The sequence below is a fragment of the Streptomyces sp. NPDC060035 genome (genome assembly GCF_042736635.1).
Lineage (GTDB): Bacteria > Actinomycetota > Actinomycetes > Streptomycetales > Streptomycetaceae > Streptomyces.
Genome location: NZ_JBHWVO010000001.1, coordinates 14,520 through 32,769 on the forward strand (window position 1 = coordinate 14,520; position 18,250 = coordinate 32,769).

18 protein-coding genes are annotated in these 18,250 nt (G+C 70.3%); 12 read left to right on the forward strand and 6 right to left on the reverse strand.

Annotation, left to right across the window (positions count from 1 at the left end):
* Nucleotides 1-335 precede the first annotated feature (335 nt).
* Both ACFWBQ_RS00075 and ACFWBQ_RS00080 read left to right on the forward strand, forming a co-directional pair.
* The gene (locus tag ACFWBQ_RS00075; protein ID WP_385482096.1) at nt 336-1,343 is read left to right on the forward strand and encodes a hypothetical protein; all 1,008 of its coding nucleotides are present in this window, start codon (nt 336-338) and stop codon (nt 1,341-1,343) included.
* A gap of 74 nt (nt 1,344-1,417) precedes the next feature.
* On the forward strand, nt 1,418-2,947 hold the full coding sequence (locus ACFWBQ_RS00080) for an amino acid permease (protein ID WP_385482098.1): 1,530 nt from the start codon (nt 1,418-1,420) through the stop codon (nt 2,945-2,947).
* Nucleotides 2,948-2,969: 22 nt separating this feature from the next.
* Here ACFWBQ_RS00080 and ACFWBQ_RS00085 read toward each other — a convergent pair whose 3' ends face one another.
* The gene (locus ACFWBQ_RS00085) at nt 2,970-3,743 is read right to left on the reverse strand and encodes a sulfite exporter TauE/SafE family protein (protein ID WP_385482101.1); all 774 of its coding nucleotides are present in this window, start codon (nt 3,741-3,743) and stop codon (nt 2,970-2,972) included.
* 156 nt (nt 3,744-3,899) lie between these two features.
* Here ACFWBQ_RS00085 and ACFWBQ_RS00090 point away from each other — a divergent pair, with 156 nt between their 5' ends.
* From ACFWBQ_RS00090 to ACFWBQ_RS00125, 8 genes are all read left to right on the forward strand, one after another.
* Complete coding sequence (locus ACFWBQ_RS00090) at nt 3,900-5,048, forward strand: substrate-binding domain-containing protein (protein ID WP_385482103.1); 1,149 nt, start codon at nt 3,900-3,902, stop codon at nt 5,046-5,048.
* 102 nt (nt 5,049-5,150) lie between these two features.
* Entirely contained in the window at nt 5,151-6,518 is a 1,368-nt protein-coding gene (locus ACFWBQ_RS00095) for an ABC transporter substrate-binding protein (protein WP_385482106.1), read from the forward strand.
* Nucleotides 6,519-6,564: 46 nt separating this feature from the next.
* On the forward strand, nt 6,565-7,566 hold the full coding sequence (locus tag ACFWBQ_RS00100; RefSeq protein WP_385482109.1) for a carbohydrate ABC transporter permease: 1,002 nt from the start codon (nt 6,565-6,567) through the stop codon (nt 7,564-7,566).
* On the forward strand, nt 7,563-8,438 hold the full coding sequence (locus ACFWBQ_RS00105) for a carbohydrate ABC transporter permease (RefSeq protein ID WP_385482112.1): 876 nt from the start codon (nt 7,563-7,565) through the stop codon (nt 8,436-8,438). The genes ACFWBQ_RS00100 and ACFWBQ_RS00105 overlap by 4 nt, the downstream gene beginning before the upstream one ends.
* Before the next feature lie 38 nt (nt 8,439-8,476).
* A complete protein-coding gene (locus tag ACFWBQ_RS00110; protein WP_385482114.1) occupies nt 8,477-9,505 on the forward strand; it encodes a hydroxyacid dehydrogenase in 1,029 nt (342 codons plus the stop codon).
* Nucleotides 9,502-11,406: a DUF2264 domain-containing protein gene (locus tag ACFWBQ_RS00115; protein WP_385482116.1), complete on the forward strand. Its 1,905-nt coding sequence runs from the start codon at nt 9,502-9,504 to the stop codon at nt 11,404-11,406. The genes ACFWBQ_RS00110 and ACFWBQ_RS00115 overlap by 4 nt, the downstream gene beginning before the upstream one ends.
* Before the next feature lie 105 nt (nt 11,407-11,511).
* Nucleotides 11,512-11,739, forward strand: a complete 228-nt coding sequence (locus tag ACFWBQ_RS00120) for a hypothetical protein (RefSeq protein WP_385482118.1) — start codon at nt 11,512-11,514, stop codon at nt 11,737-11,739.
* Nucleotides 11,715-11,954: a hypothetical protein gene (locus tag ACFWBQ_RS00125; protein WP_385482121.1), complete on the forward strand. Its 240-nt coding sequence runs from the start codon at nt 11,715-11,717 to the stop codon at nt 11,952-11,954. The genes ACFWBQ_RS00120 and ACFWBQ_RS00125 overlap by 25 nt, the downstream gene beginning before the upstream one ends.
* Before the next feature lie 215 nt (nt 11,955-12,169).
* Here the strand turns inward: ACFWBQ_RS00125 and ACFWBQ_RS00130 are convergent, their stop codons facing one another.
* The 5 genes from ACFWBQ_RS00130 to ACFWBQ_RS00150 form a co-directional block, all read right to left on the reverse strand.
* Nucleotides 12,170-12,805 (reverse strand): lactate utilization protein C, encoded by a 636-nt coding sequence (locus ACFWBQ_RS00130; RefSeq protein ID WP_385482124.1) that lies wholly within the window; start codon nt 12,803-12,805, stop codon nt 12,170-12,172.
* On the reverse strand, nt 12,802-14,346 hold the full coding sequence (locus ACFWBQ_RS00135) for a lactate utilization protein B (protein WP_385482127.1): 1,545 nt from the start codon (nt 14,344-14,346) through the stop codon (nt 12,802-12,804). Before ACFWBQ_RS00135 ends, ACFWBQ_RS00130 begins: the two co-directional genes overlap by 4 nt.
* A complete protein-coding gene (locus tag ACFWBQ_RS00140; protein ID WP_385482129.1) occupies nt 14,343-15,110 on the reverse strand; it encodes a (Fe-S)-binding protein in 768 nt (255 codons plus the stop codon). Before ACFWBQ_RS00140 ends, ACFWBQ_RS00135 begins: the two co-directional genes overlap by 4 nt.
* 145 nt (nt 15,111-15,255) lie before the next feature.
* Nucleotides 15,256-15,978, reverse strand: coding sequence for a FadR/GntR family transcriptional regulator (locus ACFWBQ_RS00145; RefSeq protein WP_385482132.1), 723 nt, complete (start codon nt 15,976-15,978; stop codon nt 15,256-15,258).
* 78 nt (nt 15,979-16,056) lie between these two features.
* Entirely contained in the window at nt 16,057-16,341 is a 285-nt protein-coding gene (locus tag ACFWBQ_RS00150; protein WP_385482134.1) for a DUF3040 domain-containing protein, read from the reverse strand.
* A 200-nt stretch (nt 16,342-16,541) separates the two neighbouring features.
* Between ACFWBQ_RS00150 and ACFWBQ_RS00155 the strand changes: the two genes are divergently transcribed.
* A complete protein-coding gene (locus ACFWBQ_RS00155; protein WP_385482137.1) occupies nt 16,542-17,495 on the forward strand; it encodes a HAMP domain-containing sensor histidine kinase in 954 nt (317 codons plus the stop codon).
* Nucleotides 17,496-17,497: 2 nt separating this feature from the next.
* Nucleotides 17,498-18,178, forward strand: coding sequence for a response regulator (locus ACFWBQ_RS00160; RefSeq protein ID WP_385482140.1), 681 nt, complete (start codon nt 17,498-17,500; stop codon nt 18,176-18,178).
* The last annotated feature ends 72 nt before the right edge of the window (nt 18,179-18,250 follow it).

Genomic DNA, 18,250 nt, shown 5'->3' on the forward strand with positions numbered 1-18,250 from the left:
GCGGGAGCGTGATCATCCGTTCCTCCGCCCACAGTCGTGCAGACCACGGCCCGCGTCAAGCGCGTCCGGACATCCCGTCCAAACGAGCCGATTGCGATCAACGTCCGGTGCAAAGGCGCTACTTGAGTAAGATCAGCAGAGTTCTCGGATGATCGGCACGACGGGCCCTACACTCACCGCCGAGCACCCAACCGGACGCTTCGTGGGCAGTTCATGACCAGAGCTGTCCAACCCCCCACGTCCTCGAGGATTCATGACGAGCAGACCATGCCCCGTGCCGCTTTGCCCGGCATACCGCCCCGCCCCCACAGGCTGTACAGGGGCGGGGCGAGCAGATGACGCCCAGTGAATTCCGGCCGGTCTACCACCCCGCAGGACACGACCACGAACTACGTGGAGCGTTACAGGACCTGCGCACCGGTCGCTGGCTGTCCATGCGGAATCTCTTGGAGAGCACGCCGAACTGGGCGTTGTGGACCCAGCGCACCCAGGTCCTCGCGACCGTTGCCGCCGGCTCCGACGCTGTCCACGCCTGGCTGACCGAGGAGCCGCGGAGTGTGGCGGCGACCGTGATGCACGCCCGGGTGGTCGTGGAACGCGCTGTGCGCGCCCACCGCGAAAAACACCCGCGCGCACAGGAATTGTGGCAGGAGGCCTGGGAGGGCTGCCGCTCCGCGGCGCACGCCTCCCCTACGGACCCGGTTCCCTGGGTCTGTCTGCTGGCTCTGGCCCAGCTCGACGAAGGCCAGCGCCTCGATGAGCACCGGCTGCGTCCGCCGGGACCCATGCTGTTTCCCGGGCCCTGGGGCCTGCTGGCCGAGGCGGACGAGCGGGACCCGTTCAATCGCGAGGCCTATCACCGGATGCTGCAGTTCGTGTACGCGCGGCAGGCCGGCGGCACGCTCTCCGAGGCGGTCAACTTCGTTCAGTGGGCGGCCTCTTCGGCACCCGACGGCTCCTCCCTCCACGTTCTTCCGCTGTACGTGCGTGTGGAGCGCTACCGGCGCAGGCACGGCAACGAGAAGGCACTCGACCTGCACTGGGTCACCGAGGACGGCGAACGCGACGCCCGTCGTGCGCTGCGGAGCTGGTTCGCGCGGACCGACCCGGCCGTGCAGTCCCTGCTCGATCTGAACCATCTGGCCCACGCACTGTGGGGGTCACTCCAATTCGCCGACGCGGCACCGGTGTTCCGTTCGCTGGGCCCGTACTACACCTCGATCCCGTGGGCCTGCCGCACGCGGACACCCAACGAACCCGCCGAGGCGCAGGACGTGTTCCTGCGGGCCCGGGGCCGGTGTCTCGCCGCCGAGCGCGAGCCCGCCCGAGGGCCGCACGGCTGACCGCAGGCACCCGACCCGCCTCCCCTCCCTCCCCTCCCCTCTTCCCCCCACCGTCCCCTCCCGGAGGTATTCCCATGTCCATATCCGCGTCGACCCCGTCGAGCCCGGAGGCCGCTCCACAGAAGGACGAGGAACAGCGGCTGCGCGAGCTCGGCTATCAGCCGGTGCTGGCCCGCCGTATGGGCGGGTTCGGCAACTTCGCCATCAGCTTCTCCGTCATCTCGATCCTCTCCGGATGCATGACCCTGTACGGCTTCGGCATGTCCTCCGGCGGACCGTCCGTGATGCTCTGGGGCTGGGCCGGTGTCGGCCTGTTCGTCCTCTGCGTGGGCATGGCCCTGGCCGAGGTCACCAGTGCGTATCCGACATCGGGGGCCCTGTACTACATGGCCGACCGGCTCGGTGGCCGCAAGTGGGGCTGGTACACCGGGTGGCTGAATCTGCTCGGTCTGCTGGGAGCGATCGCCGGCATCGACTACGGCGCCGCGCTGTTCACGGGTGCGCTGCTCAATCTGCAGTGGGGATTCGACCCCACTCCCGGATCCACGATGGTGATCTTCCTCTGCATCCTGCTGCTGCACGCCGTGCTGAACCTCTTCGGCGTCCGCCTGGTGAGTGTGCTCAACTCGATCAGTGTGTGGTGGCACCTGGGCGGTGTGGCCGTGATCGTGGCGGCGCTGGCGATCGTGCCTTCCCACCACCAGTCGCCGTCGTTCGTCTTCACCGAGTTCGTCAATGACACCGGCTGGGAGAACCCGCTCTATGTCGCGGCGATCGGTCTGCTCCTGGCCCAGTACACCTTCTGCGGTTACGACGCCTCCGCCCATCTCTCCGAGGAGACGTCCAACGCGTCGGTGACCGCGGCCAAGGGCATCGTCCGGGCGATCTGGGTCTCCTGGGTCGCCGGTTTCGTCCTGCTGGCCGGTCTGACCTTCGCCATCCAGGACTACGCGGGCACCCAGAACAGCGCCACCGGAGTGCCACCCGCACAGATCCTGATCGACGCGCTGGGTACGGCGGGCGCCACCGCCATGCTGCTGATCGTGATTGCCGCGCAGCTCTTCTGCGGCAACGCCGAGGTCGCCGCCGCGAGCCGGATGGTCTTCGCGTTCAGTCGTGACAACGCGCTGCCGGGTTCCGCCCTGTGGCGCAAGGTGAGCTCCCGCACCCAGACACCGGTGCCGGCCGTGTGGCTGTCGGTGTGCGTCGCCGCTCTGCTCGCGGTGCCCTCGCTGTACTCAGCGACCGCGTACGGCGCGGTGACCGCCATCAACGTCATCGGCATCACGCCCGCGTACGCCATCCCGATCTATCTCAAGCTGCGCGCCGGTGACAGGTTCGAGCGTGGGCCGTGGCATCTGGGCCGCTGGTCCAAGCCGATCGGCTGGATCGCCGTGGTGTGGGTTGCCATCGTGAGCGTGCTGTTCCTGCTGCCGCAGTCCTCGCCGGTGACCATCGACTCGATGAACTACGCGTCGATCGCCCTGGTCGCCGTCCTGGTCCTGGCCACCGTGTGGTGGTTCGTCGCGCGCCGCTCGTACAGCACTCCGGCCGCGTACGGCAACGCCCGCGAGCAGGCGGAGATCGCCGAGAGCATCGTCTGACCGCTCCGTCGCCGGGTGGCCTTCAGCGCAGCAGCAGCTGAAGGCCGCCCAGCACGGTGGCGCCGATCACGATCCGCTCGAAGAGCTTCTGGTTGATCCGGCCCACGCACGCACGGCCGAGATACGCACCGGGGATGACGAACAGGACCAGGGCGGCGTCCAGCAGCAGGGACTGCGCGTCGATGAGCCCGAGTCCCACGCTGAAGGGCACCTTGGACGTGTTGACGATCAGGAAGAACCACGCCGAGGTTCCCAGGAAGCCGAGCTTGCGGAAGCCCGCGGAGAGCAGATAAAGCGACATCACGGGGCCGCCCGCGTTGGCGACCATGGTCGTGAAGCCGCCGAGCACCCCGTACGACCGGGCCTTGGCCCGCCCGGCACGCGCGGGTTTGTCCGCGTCCTGCTGCTCGGGTGTCTCCTCGGCACGGGCCGCGGAGTGCCGGCGCCACAGGGTGACGCCGGCCATGAAGAGCAGGATCGCGCCGATCGATCTGGCGACGGCGTCGTCATCGGCCCACAGCATGAAGACGGTGCCTGCCACCACGCCCACGGCGACGGCGGGGAAGAGCCGCAGCAGCGTGGGCCAGTGTGCATGCCGACGGTAGACCAGCACGGCGAGGATGTCGCCGGCGATGAGGATCGGGAGCAGCACGCCGGTCGATTCGCGGGCCGGGAGTACGGCCGCGAAGACCGCGAGGCTGATCGTGTTGGCACCGCTGACGGCCGTCTTGGAGAAGCCGACGAGCAGGGATGCCGCCGCGAGCGCGGCCAGTTGCCACAGTGTGATGGTGTCCATTCCGGATCAGATGATAGATACACCGGCTTTCCGTCGGATGATCGGTCCATCCCGTGACCACCGGGACGGCCGATCGCTCGCTATGCTGCCAGCGAAGTGCTCACCAGAAGCGCTCAAACGAACAACGCGCAGCAGTACGGCAAGGGGGCCAGCAGCATGCGGGAGCCGGTTGAACTGAGGCGGAAGCGCATACTCGCGGTGGTGCACGCACGTGGTGCCGTCAAGGTGACCACGCTCGCTGCCGAGTTGGACGTCTCGGTGGTCACACTCCGGCGGGACGTGGAGGAGCTGGCCCGGGCGGGCCGGCTCCGGCGGGGCCACGGGGTGGCCCGCCCGGTGGGGGACGCGGCGGAGACGACGGCTGTCCCGGTCGCACGGCCGGGCGAGCAGTCCGCGGACGGCGGTGCGACCGCCCTGGTGGTGCCCGAGCGGCATTCGTACCTCTACGAGACCCTGCACGGCGCCCGGACCGCTCTGGAGGCGGCGGGGATGCGGATCGCCCTGCATATCGCGCCGCAGTCCGACGGTGCCGAACGGCCCCAGGTGGAACGGGCCCTGGCAGGCGGGGCGCGCGGGCTGCTCATCGCCCCGCGATGGCGCAGCGCCGTCGGGGAGGAGGCGGACTACGGCTGGCTCGCCGAGGTGGGCGTGCCGACCGTCCTGATGGAGCGGCGGCCGCGGCCGGGCAGCGCGCTGCACGCCCTGGACTCGGTCTGTTCCGATCACTGGTACGGGGTACATCTCGCCGTCGACCATCTGGTCTCGCTGGGCCACCGCCGTATCGTCCTGGCAGCCCGGAACGACAGCCCCACCGCTCGCTCCATCCGGGCGGCGTTCGCCGAGATCGCGGCCGCCCGCCCGGAGGTGGAGGACTGGTCCGTGGTGCTCAGTTCCCCGAACGCGGGACCGGACTCCGGGAGTCGGGCCGGCCTCCAGCCCCCCGCCACGCCGGACGCGCCTGCTCCGGATCTGGCCGCGCTGCTGCGGGAGCGTGGGGTCACGGGCGCCGTCCTGCACGGCGACGAGGACGCGCTGATGCTGGTGCAGCGGCTGGCGGAGACCGGTGTGCGGGTGCCGCAGGACTGCTCGGTCGTGGCGTACGACGATGTGGTCTCGGCCCTGGGCAGCACGCCGCTGACCGCGGTGGCTCCCCCCAGGGCCGACATCGGTCGGGCGGCGGCCGAACTGCTGCTGCACCGGCTGGCACACCCGGCGGGTACGACGGGTCCGGTGCGCAGGGTGGAGCTGCTGCCCGAGCTCAAAGTACGCGGATCGGCACAAGCCCTCCCCCGTACGGGCCTCTGAGCGTTTGACCGCTTCAAGCTCCTTTTGATCGATCTATTGACCGCTATCGATCAGCCGATCAGTATTCCCCGTGTCTTGAATCAGGAGCCGCGGGAGGCACCCATGCCTGATCGACAGAGCCGTCGATCCGTCCTCGCCACGATCGCCGCGCTGCCTCTGACAGGTGCGCTCAGCGCCTGCAGCGGCGGCGGCAAAGAGACACGATCGGGCAGTACGAGCAGTACCGGCAGGACCGTAAGCAGCAGGACCGGCAGGAAGACACGGATCACGTTCTGGTCCGCGCTGCGGGGCAGTCAGGAAGTCGTGGACGCGTTCAACCGCGGGCACGACACCCTTCAGGTCGATTTCCAGCAGGTCCCCTCGGGGGCCCAGGGCGGTTACGCCAAACTCAGCAACGCGGCCCGGGCCGGCAACGCCCCGGACGTCGCCACCATCGAGTATCCCCAGGTCCCCGGCTTCGCCATCGACGGCGTCTGCCGCGACATCACGGACCTGGTGAGCGACGGGCTGCGCGCCGAACTGCTGCCGCAGGCACTGGGGCTGACCACCTTCGAGAAGCGGGTGTTCAGCGTTCCGCTCGACATAGAGCCGATGGTGCTGCACTACCGCACCGACCTCTTCGAGCGGTACGGGCTGACCGCCCCGCGTACCTGGGAGGACTTCGAGGACGCGGCAAGGGCCGTACGCCGCAAGGGCGGTGAGCGCCGGATGGCGCTCTTCCCGACCGACGGTGACACCCATCTCGCCGCTTTCGCGTGGCAGGCGGGCGCCCAGTGGTTCGACACGGCCGGCGGCGCCTGGAACGTCTCGCTGGCCGACGCACCCACCCGTCGCGTATCCGCCTTCTGGCAGCGGCTGACCGACCAGGACCTGGTCTTCATGAACGCGGTGGAGAGCCGCCACAGCGACGTCCAGATCGGCAACGGCCTGGTGCTCAGCCGGCTCAGCGGTGCGTGGGACGCCGGTGCCCAGATGAAGGCCCGCCCGGGTCAGAAGGGCCAGTGGGCGCTGGCACCGATCCCCCAGTGGGATCCGGCCGATCCCGGTGTCGGGACCCATGGCGGCTCCACCTTCGCGGTCACCAAGGACAGTGCGGACCCCGAGGCCGCGATGGAGTTCATCGAGTGGCAGGTATCGCACCCGGACGCCCTGCGCGCCCGCCTCTCCAGCGGCGCCAGCAGCCAGTACCCCGCCGCGCCCGGCCTGGTCGAGGTGGGCCGCCAGGCATTCGACCGCACCTACTACAGCGGCCAGGACATCTACACCCTCTTCGAGCAGGAGGCCCACAAGATTCGCCCGGGCTGGGTCTGGGGCCCCCGGATGACAGCGACCGGCAAGATCATGAAGGACGGGCTGGCGCGGGCGAGCGGGGGCCAGGGCTCCATCCTCGGAGCGGTCAGGGCGGCTCAGGAGGGCACCATGCCGGACCTGAAGGCACTCGGCCTCTCCACCACCCGGCACTCCACCTGACCGATCCGCACGCCCGTTCCCAGCAGCAGAGAGGCAGGTGACACCCATGACCAGCGCCACCCCCGTATCCGTCCCGGCGGACATCCCCGCTCGGCCGTCACCGAAGAGTCCGGCCGCCCCCGCACCGGTACCGATGGCCCGCAGGTCCGCCCGACGGCGTGAACTCGGCGCCTGCGGCGTCCTGATGACGCCGTTCTTCGTCCTTCTGGTGACCGTCTTCCTGATTCCGGTCGCCACCGCCGTCTATCTGAGCTTCTTCAGCGACGACCAGCCCGGACTCGGCTTCGGCCCGGAACGCACGGTCTTCGCCGGGCTCCGCAACTACACCGCCGTCATCACCGACCCGACGTTCCTCGGCGGTCTCGGCATCGTCGCCCTGTACTGCCTGGTCTACATCCCGCTCATGGTGATCGGGGCCCTCGCCCTGGCCCTGCTGCTGGACTCCGGAGTCGTGCGCCTGCGGGGCACGGCCCAGCTCGCACTGTTCCTGCCGCACGCGGTGCCCGGCATCATCGCCGCGCTGATCTGGCTGTACCTGTACACCCCCGGCATCAGTCCGGTGATCGAACTTCTCGGCAAGGCCGACATCACCGTCGACTTCCTCGGGGTGCACACCGTGCTCCCGTCCATCGTGAACATCGCGCTGTGGAGCAACCTCGGTTACAACATGGTCGTGTTCTACGCGGCGCTGCAGGCCGTCCCCCGCGAGGTGATCGAGGCGGCGGTCGTCGACGGCGCGGGTCCGGTCCGCACGGCGCTCCAGGTCAAGGCTCCGCTGGTGCGTTCGTCGGTCGTGATGGTGGCGATGTTCACCCTCATCTTCGCGTTGCAGCTCTTCACCGAGCCGATGCTGCTCAGCCAGTCGACACCGATGATCAACTCCCGTTTCTCGCCCAGCATGTACATCTACGACGCCGCCTTCACCCGCAACAACTACGGCCTCGCGGCAGCCGCCTCCGTCGTCCTGCTCCTGTGCACGATCGCCCTCTCCTACGGCGTCACCCGCTGGACCAACCGCTCCAACGCCGCCGAGGAGGACGCCCGATGAGCGCGTCGACCGCAATTCGCACCGCCGCACCCCTGCGGCCCCGGCTCCTCGGACGCTCCGTCGTCAACCTCGTGGTCGGCATCTCGGTGCTGTACACCCTGCTGCCGGTGCTGTGGCTGGTGCTCGCGGCGACCAAGGACCGCAACGCGCTGTTCAGCAGCAACATCCTTTCGCTGAGCGACTTCTCCTTCGTGCAGAACATCAAGGACCTGTTCGCCATGGACGGCGGGCTGTACGGGCGCTGGTACGGCAACAGCCTCCTGTACGCGGTCCTGGGCGCGGCCCTCGGCGCACTGGTGAGCATCGCCTGCGGGTACGCCTTCGACAAGTACCGCTTCGCACACAAGGAGAAGCTGTTCGGGCTCGTGCTCGCCGCGGTGATGGTGCCGCAGACCGTGCTCGCTCTGCCGCTCTATCTGATGGCATCCGGCACCGGACTGGTCAACACGTTCTGGGCGGTCTTCATCCCGGTCCTCTTCAACCCCTTCGGTGTCTATCTCGGCCGGATCTTCAGCCAGGGGTACGTGCCCGACGAGGTGCTGGAAGCGGCGCGGATGGACGGCGCGGGCGAACTGACCGCGTACTTCCGGGTGGCGCTGCGCATGCTCGGACCGGGTCTGGTGACCGTCTTCCTCTTCCAGCTCACGGCGATCTGGAACAACTTCTTCCTGCCCATGGTGATGCTCTCCGACCAGGACCTGTATCCGGTGAGCCTCGGCCTGTACACGTGGAACAGCTCCGCGTCCGTCTCCCCCGAGTACTACCCGGTCGTCATCATGGGTTCGCTGCTCGCGGTGCTGCCGCTGATCCTCGCCTTCGCCCTGCTCCAGCGCTTCTGGCGGTCCGGTCTGACAGCGGGTGCCGTCAAGTAGCCGTGCCGCCCCGACCGGACCACCGCACCAGGAGAACCATGCACAGCACTTCCCCCGCACACCGCCGGCCGCGCGCCGCGCTCGCCATGGGTCCGGACGCCGCAGCCGCCGTGCTCTCCCCAGGCTCCATGGCCGCTCTCTCCGCGGTGTGCACGCTCTCGCCCCTGCCCGTCATCGACGACTTCGCCGCCGCGCGGGCCCGCGCCGCTCTCGCGGACGCGGAGATCCTGGTCACCGGCTGGGGCTGCCCTCCCATCGAGGCGGACGTCCTGGCCGCCGCCCCCGCGCTGCGGGCCGTCGTGCACACGGCGGGCAGCGTGCGCGGCCATGTCACCGAGGCCTGCTGGGACCGGGGCATCGAGGTGTCGTCGGCCGCGGCGGCCAATGCGCTGCCGGTCGCGGAGTACACCGTCGCGATGATCCTGCTCTCCGGAAAGCGGGTCCTTGAGCGGGCCCGGGACTTCCGGGCCGCCCGCCACCGCGACGCCTGGCTCGCCACCCCGCCCGACGTGGGCAACTACGGCCGTACGGTGGGCATTCTGTCCGCCTCCCTGATCGGCCGCCGGGTGATCGAGCTGCTGCGCCCCTACGACCTGCGGGTGCTGCTCCACGATCCGTACGTCTCCGACAGCGAGGCGGCCGAGCTCGGGGTCCGCCCCGTCACCCTTGCGGGTCTCTTCACCCGGAGCGACGTGGTCAGCGTCCACACCCCACTGCTGCCCGCGACCACGGGCCTCGTCAGCCGCGAACTCCTCACCTCGATGCGGCCCGACGGTGTCCTGATCAACACCTCCCGGGGCGCGGTCGTCGACCAGGACGCGCTCACCGACGTACTGCGTGCGGACCGGATCCGGGCGGTACTCGACGTCACCGACCCCGACCCGCTGCCGGCCGGTCATCCGCTGTGGGACCTCGACAACGCGACCATCACCCCGCACCTCGCGGGCTCCCAGGGCAACGAACTGCGCCGGCTGGCAGATCTGGCGGTCGGTGAGGTCGCCCGCTGGGCCGCGGGCGACGGATTCGCCCATCCCGTACGACGCGAAAGGCTGGCATTCCTCGCATGACCTCCACCTCGTCCTCGTACCCCTTCGAACTCCCCGCCGAGGACCGCGGGTCGAGCCCGCACACCGGCTACACCCGGGCGCACTGGGAAGCGGCGGCGGACGGTCTGCTGCACGCCGCCTGGAAGTGGGCCACCCCCGGCCGGGCCCTGCTCGACCTGCCGGGGCGCCCGTCCCGCTCGGGTGTCCGTTCCGACGGCCTGGAGGGCTACGCCCGTACGTTCCTCGCCGCCGCGTTCCGGGTCGCCGGGGCGGAGGGCAAGGATCCGCACAACTGGCTGGAGCGGTACGCCGACGGGCTCGGTGCCGGTACGCGTACAGCGGGACGCGACGACGCCGAGTCCTGGCCGCTGATCCTCGACCACACCGTCTTCGGCCAGCCGATGGTCGAGTCCGCGTCCGTGGCGATCGGGCTGCGGCTGACCAGGCCATGGCTGTGGGACCGGCTCGATCCGGGTACGCAGGACCGGGCGGAGGAGTGGCTGCGCGGCGCCCTGCGGCACACGCCCGCGCCCAACAACTGGTACCTGTTCCCGTACTCCGTCGCCGGATTCCTGGAGTCGGTCGGCCGGGGCGACGCGGAAACGGCGCGGGCACGGCAGCGGGCGCTGGACCTGCTGGAGGGCTGGTACCGCGGCGAGGGCTGGTACGCCGACGGGGACGGGCGGGCCTTCGACCACTACAACGGCTGGGCGCTGCACCTGTACCCCGTACTGGACGCGTATCTGTCGGGCGATACGGAGCTCGCCGCGCGTTACGGCGCACGGCTGAGCGAACATCTGGAGAGCTTCTCCCTGATGTTCGGCGCGGACGGTGCGCCGCCGCACTTCGGACGCTCCCTCACCTACCGCTTCGCGGCGGGCGCGGCCGTCGGGATGGGCGCGGTGTCCGGGCACACGCCTCTGGCTCCGGGCGTCTCGCGGCGGCTGATCAGCGGGTCGCTGCGGTACTTCCTGGAGCGCGGTGCGGCCGAGGACGACGGTCTGCTGAGCCTTGGCTGGCACGGTTCGCACGACGCGACGCTCCAGGTGTACTCGGGGCCCGCGTCACCGTACTGGGCGTCGAAGGCGTTCGTCTCACTGCTTGCCCCGCCGGAGCATCCACTGTGGACGGCGACCGAGGAGCCCGCCCCGAGCGAGGGCCCGGACCGGGTGCTGTCGCTGCCGTCGCCGGGACTGCTGGTGCAGTCGACCCGGGCGGACGGCATCGTGCGGCTGCACAACCACGGCAGCGACCATGTCCGGCCGCACGAGGGCGAGACGGCGGATCTGTCGGACCCGCTCTACGCGCGCCTCGCGTATTCGACGGCCACCGGTCCCACCGCGTCCGCGAACACCGCGGACAATCATCTGTCGGTACGGGTCGGGGGCTCCCGCAGCAGCCGGGTACGGATCCACCCGCTGGGCGCGGGTCACGGCGACGGCTGGGGCTGGGCCGCGTCCTGGCACTGCCCGGTCTTCCCTGAGGGCCCTCCCACCGCGCCCGGCCTGCGGGTGGAGAGTGTGACCGTCGTCCGGGGGCGGTACGAACTACGGCTGCACCGGATCCTGGGCGCGCCCGCCGGGACGCGGGCCGAGCAGACGGGCTGGGCGACGGATCCCGAGGGCGCGGTGCGTTCCGCGTTGCACGGGCTGCACGGCTGGGCGGAGCAAGAGGAGGTACGTGCTCCGCAGGGCACGGCGTTCACCCGGTGGGCCGTACTGCCCAGGCTCGGTGCCGATGTGGAGGGGACAGAGGTGCTGGTGGCGCTCGCCTCGCTCACCGCTGGGCCGGACGCCGGCCCTCTCGCCTCGGCGGTGAGCGGGGTGGACGTGAACGGGGAGACGGTCGCTGTGCGCTGGGCCGATGACGGTACGACGACCCGTATCGGCTTCGCGCCGCTGGAGGTCACCCACGGTCTCTGATGTCCGCCACGACCGGGCGCGGCCGGCCTCCGACGCGCGAGGGTCACGCGCCGGAGGGCCCGTCGTGCCCGGTTCGGTGGCGGCTGACGGTTGAACCCGGCGTGTTTGAAGCGAAATTTGAAGGAACTCGACGCCTCCTTCGAGCAGCACTGCGAGGGGGGCGACCCCGCCGCGCGCGGCGAGGTGCACATCGACAACCCGGCCCCGCCCGCCGAGCTCGGCCTCGCCGTGGCGCTGGACGGCAAGGCGAGCACCCCTGGCCACCCTGCACGGCACGGTGAGCTGCAACAAGCCGGGTGCAGGTGGAGGTGGCGGGCGACGTCAAGCAGGTGAAGCGGCAGCAGCTCATCCGGGGCTCCTACTCCGCGTCGGTAAAGTGTGTCCCGGGCGCGCCGGTCGCCTGGACCGCGACGGCCGTCCCCACGGGGTCGGTGCCGTTCCAGCGCGGTGACGTCGAGGTCGAGGCGCGGGCCACGGCGACGGACCCGGACTACGAGCGGCCGGTGACTGTCAGCGAGACGGTGGCCGTTCACCTGAGCCGGGGCTGAGGCCCACTCGGCGCCCCGTCCGTCGGTCCGGCCCCCGCGAGGGCGCCGGGCCGACGGGCGGGGCGCCGTCCTGCGCTCCCGGTCAGGAATGCACGGTGGGTCGGGCTGGAGCCGCACCTGCCGACGGCAGGGAAATGGTGGACTCGGCGTCCGTGAGATCCCCGCCGGGCATCAAGGGCATGGGCCCGAAGCAGCCCGCCCTCGGCCGGACACGTCTAGACGTCGGTGCGGATCACCACCGCGAGGGTGCGGGGGCCGTGTACGCCCTCCACCCGCTCCAGCTCGATGTCGGAGGTGGCCGACGGACCGCTGATCAGGGTCGTCGGACGCTCCGGCACCAGCCGGGCGACGGCCTCCGGGACTCCGACGACGACCGAGGACAGGTCGACGACGCACACATGCAGGTCGGGTACGAGGGACAGCGCCCGTCGGCCCTGGTCCGGCGACCCGTCCAGGAAGATCGTGCCCGTCTCGGCGCAGCTGACGGCCGAGGCGGTCACCACCCCGTCGAGCGCGTCGAGGCTCGGCGCCGGAATGTCGGCGGAGTCCCGCTGCACCTCGCCGTCATAGGCGGTGAGCCACTGCTCGTCGAGCCCGGCCGGCACCCCGATCCGGCGTGCGCCACGCGCCCGCAGCACTTCGGCGATCGTCCGGGCGGTGCGGTCGCCTGTGCACGGGTACACCGTCGCCTTGTAGTCGACGAGCCGGTGGGTCAGGAGGGCGAGGCGTTCCTCGTCGGGGAGGGTACGGCCGGTGCGGTAGTCGCGGGGAACGATGGTGGCGGGCGCGGGTGCGAGGGCCAGGGCGTCCCTGATCCGGCCGAGTACCGTGTCGCGGGCGGTCGTCGTCACTGGTCCTCCTTGTGGTCGTCGGCGGTGCGCCGGGCGCCCTCTTCGGCGGCGGCGCTCATCGTTGCCACGCCCTCGGCCGACGCCAGCCAGGAGCGGAAGGTCTGCTCGGGCGGGGCGGCGGTGTCGCGGCTGTCGCTCCAGCCGCTGAGCGGGGCGGGCAGACGCGAGATCGTGCCGTCGCGTCCACCGGCGATCCGGCCGAGAACGGCGGCCTTCTGCGCGGCGGTGAAGAGCTTCGGCCGCTTCATCACGCCGGCGGCGGCCTTCATGGCCAGCTTCTCCGCGGTGGTGCCGGACTGTTCGGTGTGCTGATGGCGCAGCTCGACGAGCATCGACGGGATGTCGATCTTGACGGGGCAGGCGTCGAAGCAGGCGCCGCAGAGGCTGGAGGCGTACGGCAGCGAGCTGTTGGGGTCGTTTTTCGCCGCGTCCATGCCGGCGAGCTGCGGGGTGAGGACCGCGCCGATCGGACCGGGGTACGTCGATCCGTACGCATGCCCGCCGGTCCGCTCGTACACGGGGCACACGTTGAGGCAGGCCGAGCAACGGATGCAGTTGAGTGCCTCGCGGCCGATCGAGTCGGCGAGTGCGGCGGTGCGGCCGTTGTCGAGGAGGACCAGGTGGAAGTCCTGCGGCCCGTCGCCGGGTGTCACGCCGGTCCACATCGAGGTGTACGGGTTCATCCGCTCGCCCGTCGATGAGCGCGGCAGCAACTGGAGGAAGACTTCCAGGTCCTGGTAGCGCGGCAGGACCTTTTCGATGCCCATCACGGTGATGAGGGTGTCGGGCAGGGTCAGGCACATCCGGCCGTTGCCCTCCGACTCGACGACGGACAGCGTGCCGGTCTCGGCGATGCCGAAGTTGGCTCCGGAGACCGCCACCTTGGTCGTCATGAACTTCTCGCGCAGATAGGCGCGGGCCACGGCGGCGAGATGCGCGGGCACGTTGTCGAGGTCCGGGTCGACGCCGGGGATCTCGTCGAGGAAGATCTGCCGGATCTCGTCGCGGTTGCGGTGGATCGCGGGCACCAGGATGTGCGAGGGCTTGTCGTCGGCGAGTTGCACGATGAGCTCGGCCAGGTCGGTCTCGTACGGAGTGATGCCGATGGATTCGAGGTGCTCGTTGAGGCCGATCTCCTGGGTGGCCATCGACTTGACCTTGATGACGTCGCTGCTGCCCGTCGCCCGGATCAGCCGGGCGACGATCTCATTGGCCTCGGATCCGTCGCGCGCCCAGTGGACCGTTCCGCCGTGCTCGGTGACCTTCTGCTCCAGCTGCTCCAGGAGTTCGGGGAGCCGGTTCATCGTGTCGGTCTTGATGGCGGATCCGGCGTCGCGCAGCTGTTCCCAGTCGGGGAGTTCACCGGTGACGCCCAGCCGCTTCGTGCGGATGGTACGGGTGGCCTTGCCGAGGTTGCGGCGCAGCTGTTCGTTGCGGAGCTCGTCGTGGGCGGCCTTCGGGAACGTCCGGTCGCCGCGCAGGTTTCCCGTTCCGTACGGGGACCGGGGCGGCGTGGCGGGCATGCCGAGGAACGTACTCATCGGGCGGCCTCCGTCAGGGCGTACGGCGCGGTACGGGTGGATCCGAGGATCTGGGCGAGATGCAGGGTGCGCGTACCGGACTTGATGCGGGAGAGTCCGCCGCCGATGTGCATCAGGCAGGAGGAGTCTCCGGCCGTGCACACGGCGGCGTCCGTCGTGGCGATGTTGCGCATCTTGTCCTGGAGCATCGCGGTGGACGTCTCGGCGTTCTTGACGGCGAAGGTGCCGCCGAAACCGCAGCAGGAGTCGGCTTCGGGGAGCTCGACGAGATCGATCGCCTCGACGGCGCGCAGGAGTTTCAGCGGCTTGTCGCCGACCCGGAGCATCCGCAGGGAGTGGCAGGTGGGGTGGTAGGTCACACGGTGCGGGAAGTACGCGCCGACCTGGGAGACGCCGAGGACATCGACGAGGAACTCCGACAGCTCGTACGTCTTGGCCTTGACGGTGGTGACGCCGGCGCGCAGCGAGGCGTCCCCGTACCGCTCGGCGATGATCTGGTGCTGGTGCCGGACCGAGCCCGCGCACGATCCTGAGGGCATGACGACCGCGTCGATGGACGCGTCCCCGAACTGCTCGGCGAACTTGCGCACCAGCGGGACGGGTTCGCGCTGGTAGCCGGTGTTGACGTGCATCTGGCCGCAGCACGTCTGGTCCGGCGGGAACACCACGTCGTGGCCCAGACGGGCGAGCAGCACTGCGGTGGATTTCACCGCCTCCGGGAACAGTGTGTCTCCCAGACAGGTGGCGAAGAGTCCGATGCGCATGGGGCCTCCCCGGGTCATTTTTTATGGTCCGACCATACTAGCCTCGGTCCGAATGGGGAACCGTGCGGCACAACGGGGGGACAAAAAAGGAGCGGGGACGGTGCTCGTGCGCACCGTCCCCGCTCCTCCGCAGCCCCGTGCGGGGCTATGTCTCATCCACCAGCGTGCCGTGCAGGCCACGGATGTGTTCCTCGACCAGGTCCGCCGCCTCGCCGCCCCGCCCCTCGCGCACCAGCCGCAGCAGCCGCGTGTGCTGGGCGTTGAGTGCGCCCGCGGTGGCCGGCCAGTCCTCGGTCTCCTCCAGCGCCCGCAGGATCAACGGACGTACGGACTCCCGCACCGCGGAGGTGAGCGTCGAGGTCAGCGCGTTGCCCGAACTCCCGGCGATCAGCACGTGGAAGCGGGTGTCGAGATCGTTGAACTCGGCCACGCCCACATCCGGATCCCCCATCCGTACGAGGAGCTGCTCGGCTTCGTCGAGGTCCTCGGCCGGGGCGTACCGGGCGGCGGCCTCCCAGCTGGAGCGCTCCAGTACGACGCGCGCCTCGAGCACGTCATGCAGGCTGTAGCTGCCGAGGGCGAAGTGCAGACGCAGCAGACGGCCCAGGGCATCGTCAGGGTTGCGCACGATCCGGGCCCCGGAATCCGGTCCCCGGCCCGGCTGCGCGACCAGTACGCCGATGGTCTCCAGCACCCGGAGTGCCTCACGCAGAGCCGAACGGCTGACTCCGAGCACCGGTGCCAGTTCCCGTTCGGGCGGTAGGCGGTCGCCCGCCTTGAGCTCTCCGGCGAAGACACGCTCCTCGATGCTCTGGAGCACGAGCTCGTGCGTGCGGGACTGCCGTACGGGTTGCCACTCGACGGGCATCCGCTACTCCCTGCTCCGGGCGATACGCATCGTCCGACTATGTCACACAAGGCGTGTGGTCGGACCAAAGAGCGAGGGTCAGGGGGAGCGCTGCACACGGCTCCGGCGGCTGCTCCGCTGCGGGTCGAAGAGCTGGCCCGCGATCCCGGCCACCACGAGGGCGGCGGCGATGAGGAGACCGTGGCCGATGACGATGCCGGTCACCAGACCGACGAGACCCACGGTGAGCCACAGCCAGGCGAGGCCGTACCGGAACTCGCGCGGAACACGTGGAGTGCCGCGGCCGAAGCCGTCGGCGACGTCGGGACCATCGCTGCGGAGCCGGTCCTCGAGACCGCACAGCCGCTCGTCGTAGTGGGGCATGGTGACTCCCTCCCGGTAAGGAATCGGACCTCATCGTCACCCGGAGGCCGGGCCGCGGACCATAGGGGCCGACACCCATCTTCGGGGGTGCGCACCCTGCAGACACGTGCGCCCGCATCCCTGGACCCGCCCGTACCTCCCGGTACCGGCAATAGTGGAGTCCGTCACCCGCCCGCCCACCGGAAGGAGACCGTGCGCTCGTGTCCCTGTTCTGGCGCATCTTCCTGCTCAACGCCGCGGTACTGGTCGCGGCCGGGGCCCTTCTGCTGCTCGGCCCCATCACCGTATCCGCACCGGTCCTGCTGGCCGAGGCCCTGATCCTGGCCGGCGGGATCGCCTCGATGCTCGGGGCCAACGCGGCGCTCCTGAGGCTGGGACTCGCTCCCCTCCAGCGGGTCACCCGGGCGATGACGACCATCGACCTGCTGAGCCCCCGTCCACGCCCCGAAGTCGCCGGACAGGGAGAGGTCGCCGACCTGATCCAGACGTTCAACAGCATGCTCGACCGGCTGGAGGCGGAGCGCGCGACCAGCAGCGCACGGGCGCTCTGGGCCCAGGAGGCCGAGCGCCGCCGGGTCGCGCAGGAACTGCACGACGAGGTCGGCCAGACCCTCACCGCCGTCCTGCTCGAACTCAAGAGGGTCGCCGACCACGCCCCGGACCCGTTGCGCGAGGACCTGCACCAGGTCCAGGAGATCACCCGGGGAAGCCTGGACGAGATCCGCCGGATCGCCCGCCGACTGCGGCCCGGGATGCTGGAGGAGCTGGGTCTGGTCAGTGCGCTGACGGCGCTGACCACCGAGACCCCGACGCCGGACGGCCTCAGGGTCGGACGGCAGATGGAGAAGGATCTGCCCAACCTCGGCGAGGAGGCCGAGCTGGTCGTCTACCGCATCGCCCAGGAGTGCCTCACCAACACGGTCCGCCATGCGCGGGCCACCCTGCTCGAACTCTCGCTGCGCCGCAGCCCCGGTGGAGTGGAACTGCGCATCCGTGACAACGGCCGCGGCCTCGGGGGCGCCCCCGAGGGTGCGGGTCTGCGCGGCATGCGTGAACGCGCCCTGCTCATCGGCGCCGAACTGACCCTGGGTGCCGGTCCGTCCGGCGGTACCGAAGTACGCCTCGACGTGCCTGTCCGGAACGGAAGCACCTGACCATGCCCCACTCCCCGAGCTCCGGCTCGTCCTCCGGCCCGACCCGGATCCTGCTCGCCGACGATCACGCCCTCGTCCGCAGGGGGGTGCGGCTCATCCTCGACGGCGAGCCGGATCTCCAGGTCGTCGCCGAGGCGGGCGACGGCGCCGAGGCCATCGACATGGCCCGCGCCGAACACCCCGACCTGGCCATCCTCGATATCGCCATGCCCCGCCTGACGGGCCTTCAGGCCGCCCGGGAGCTGTCCCGGGTCCAGCCCGAACTGCGCATTCTGATGCTGACCATGTATGACAACGAGCAGTACTTCTTCGAAGCGCTCAAGGCCGGGGCCTCGGGCTACGTACTGAAGTCCGTCGCGGACCGGGACCTCGTGGAGGCGTGCCGGGCAGCGATGCGTGACGAGCCGTTCCTCTACCCGGGTGCGGTGACCGCCCTGATCCGCAACTACCTCGACAGGGTCAGGCAGGGTGGCGACGTCCCGGCGCGGACCATCACCGAACGCGAGGAGGAGATCCTCAAGCTGGTCGCCGAGGGCCACTCGTCGAAGGACATCGCGGGCCTTCTGGTCATCAGCGTCAAGACCGTCGAACGGCACCGGGCCAACCTGCTGCAGAAGCTGGGCCTCCGCGACCGCCTGGAGCTCGCCCGGTACGCCATCCGGGCCGGGCTGATCGAGCCGTAGCCGGGCACGGCTGCCTTCGCCGCCCGAGGACGCCCCCACCCCGGCCGTAGGTGCGGGCGCACCGCCGCCGCG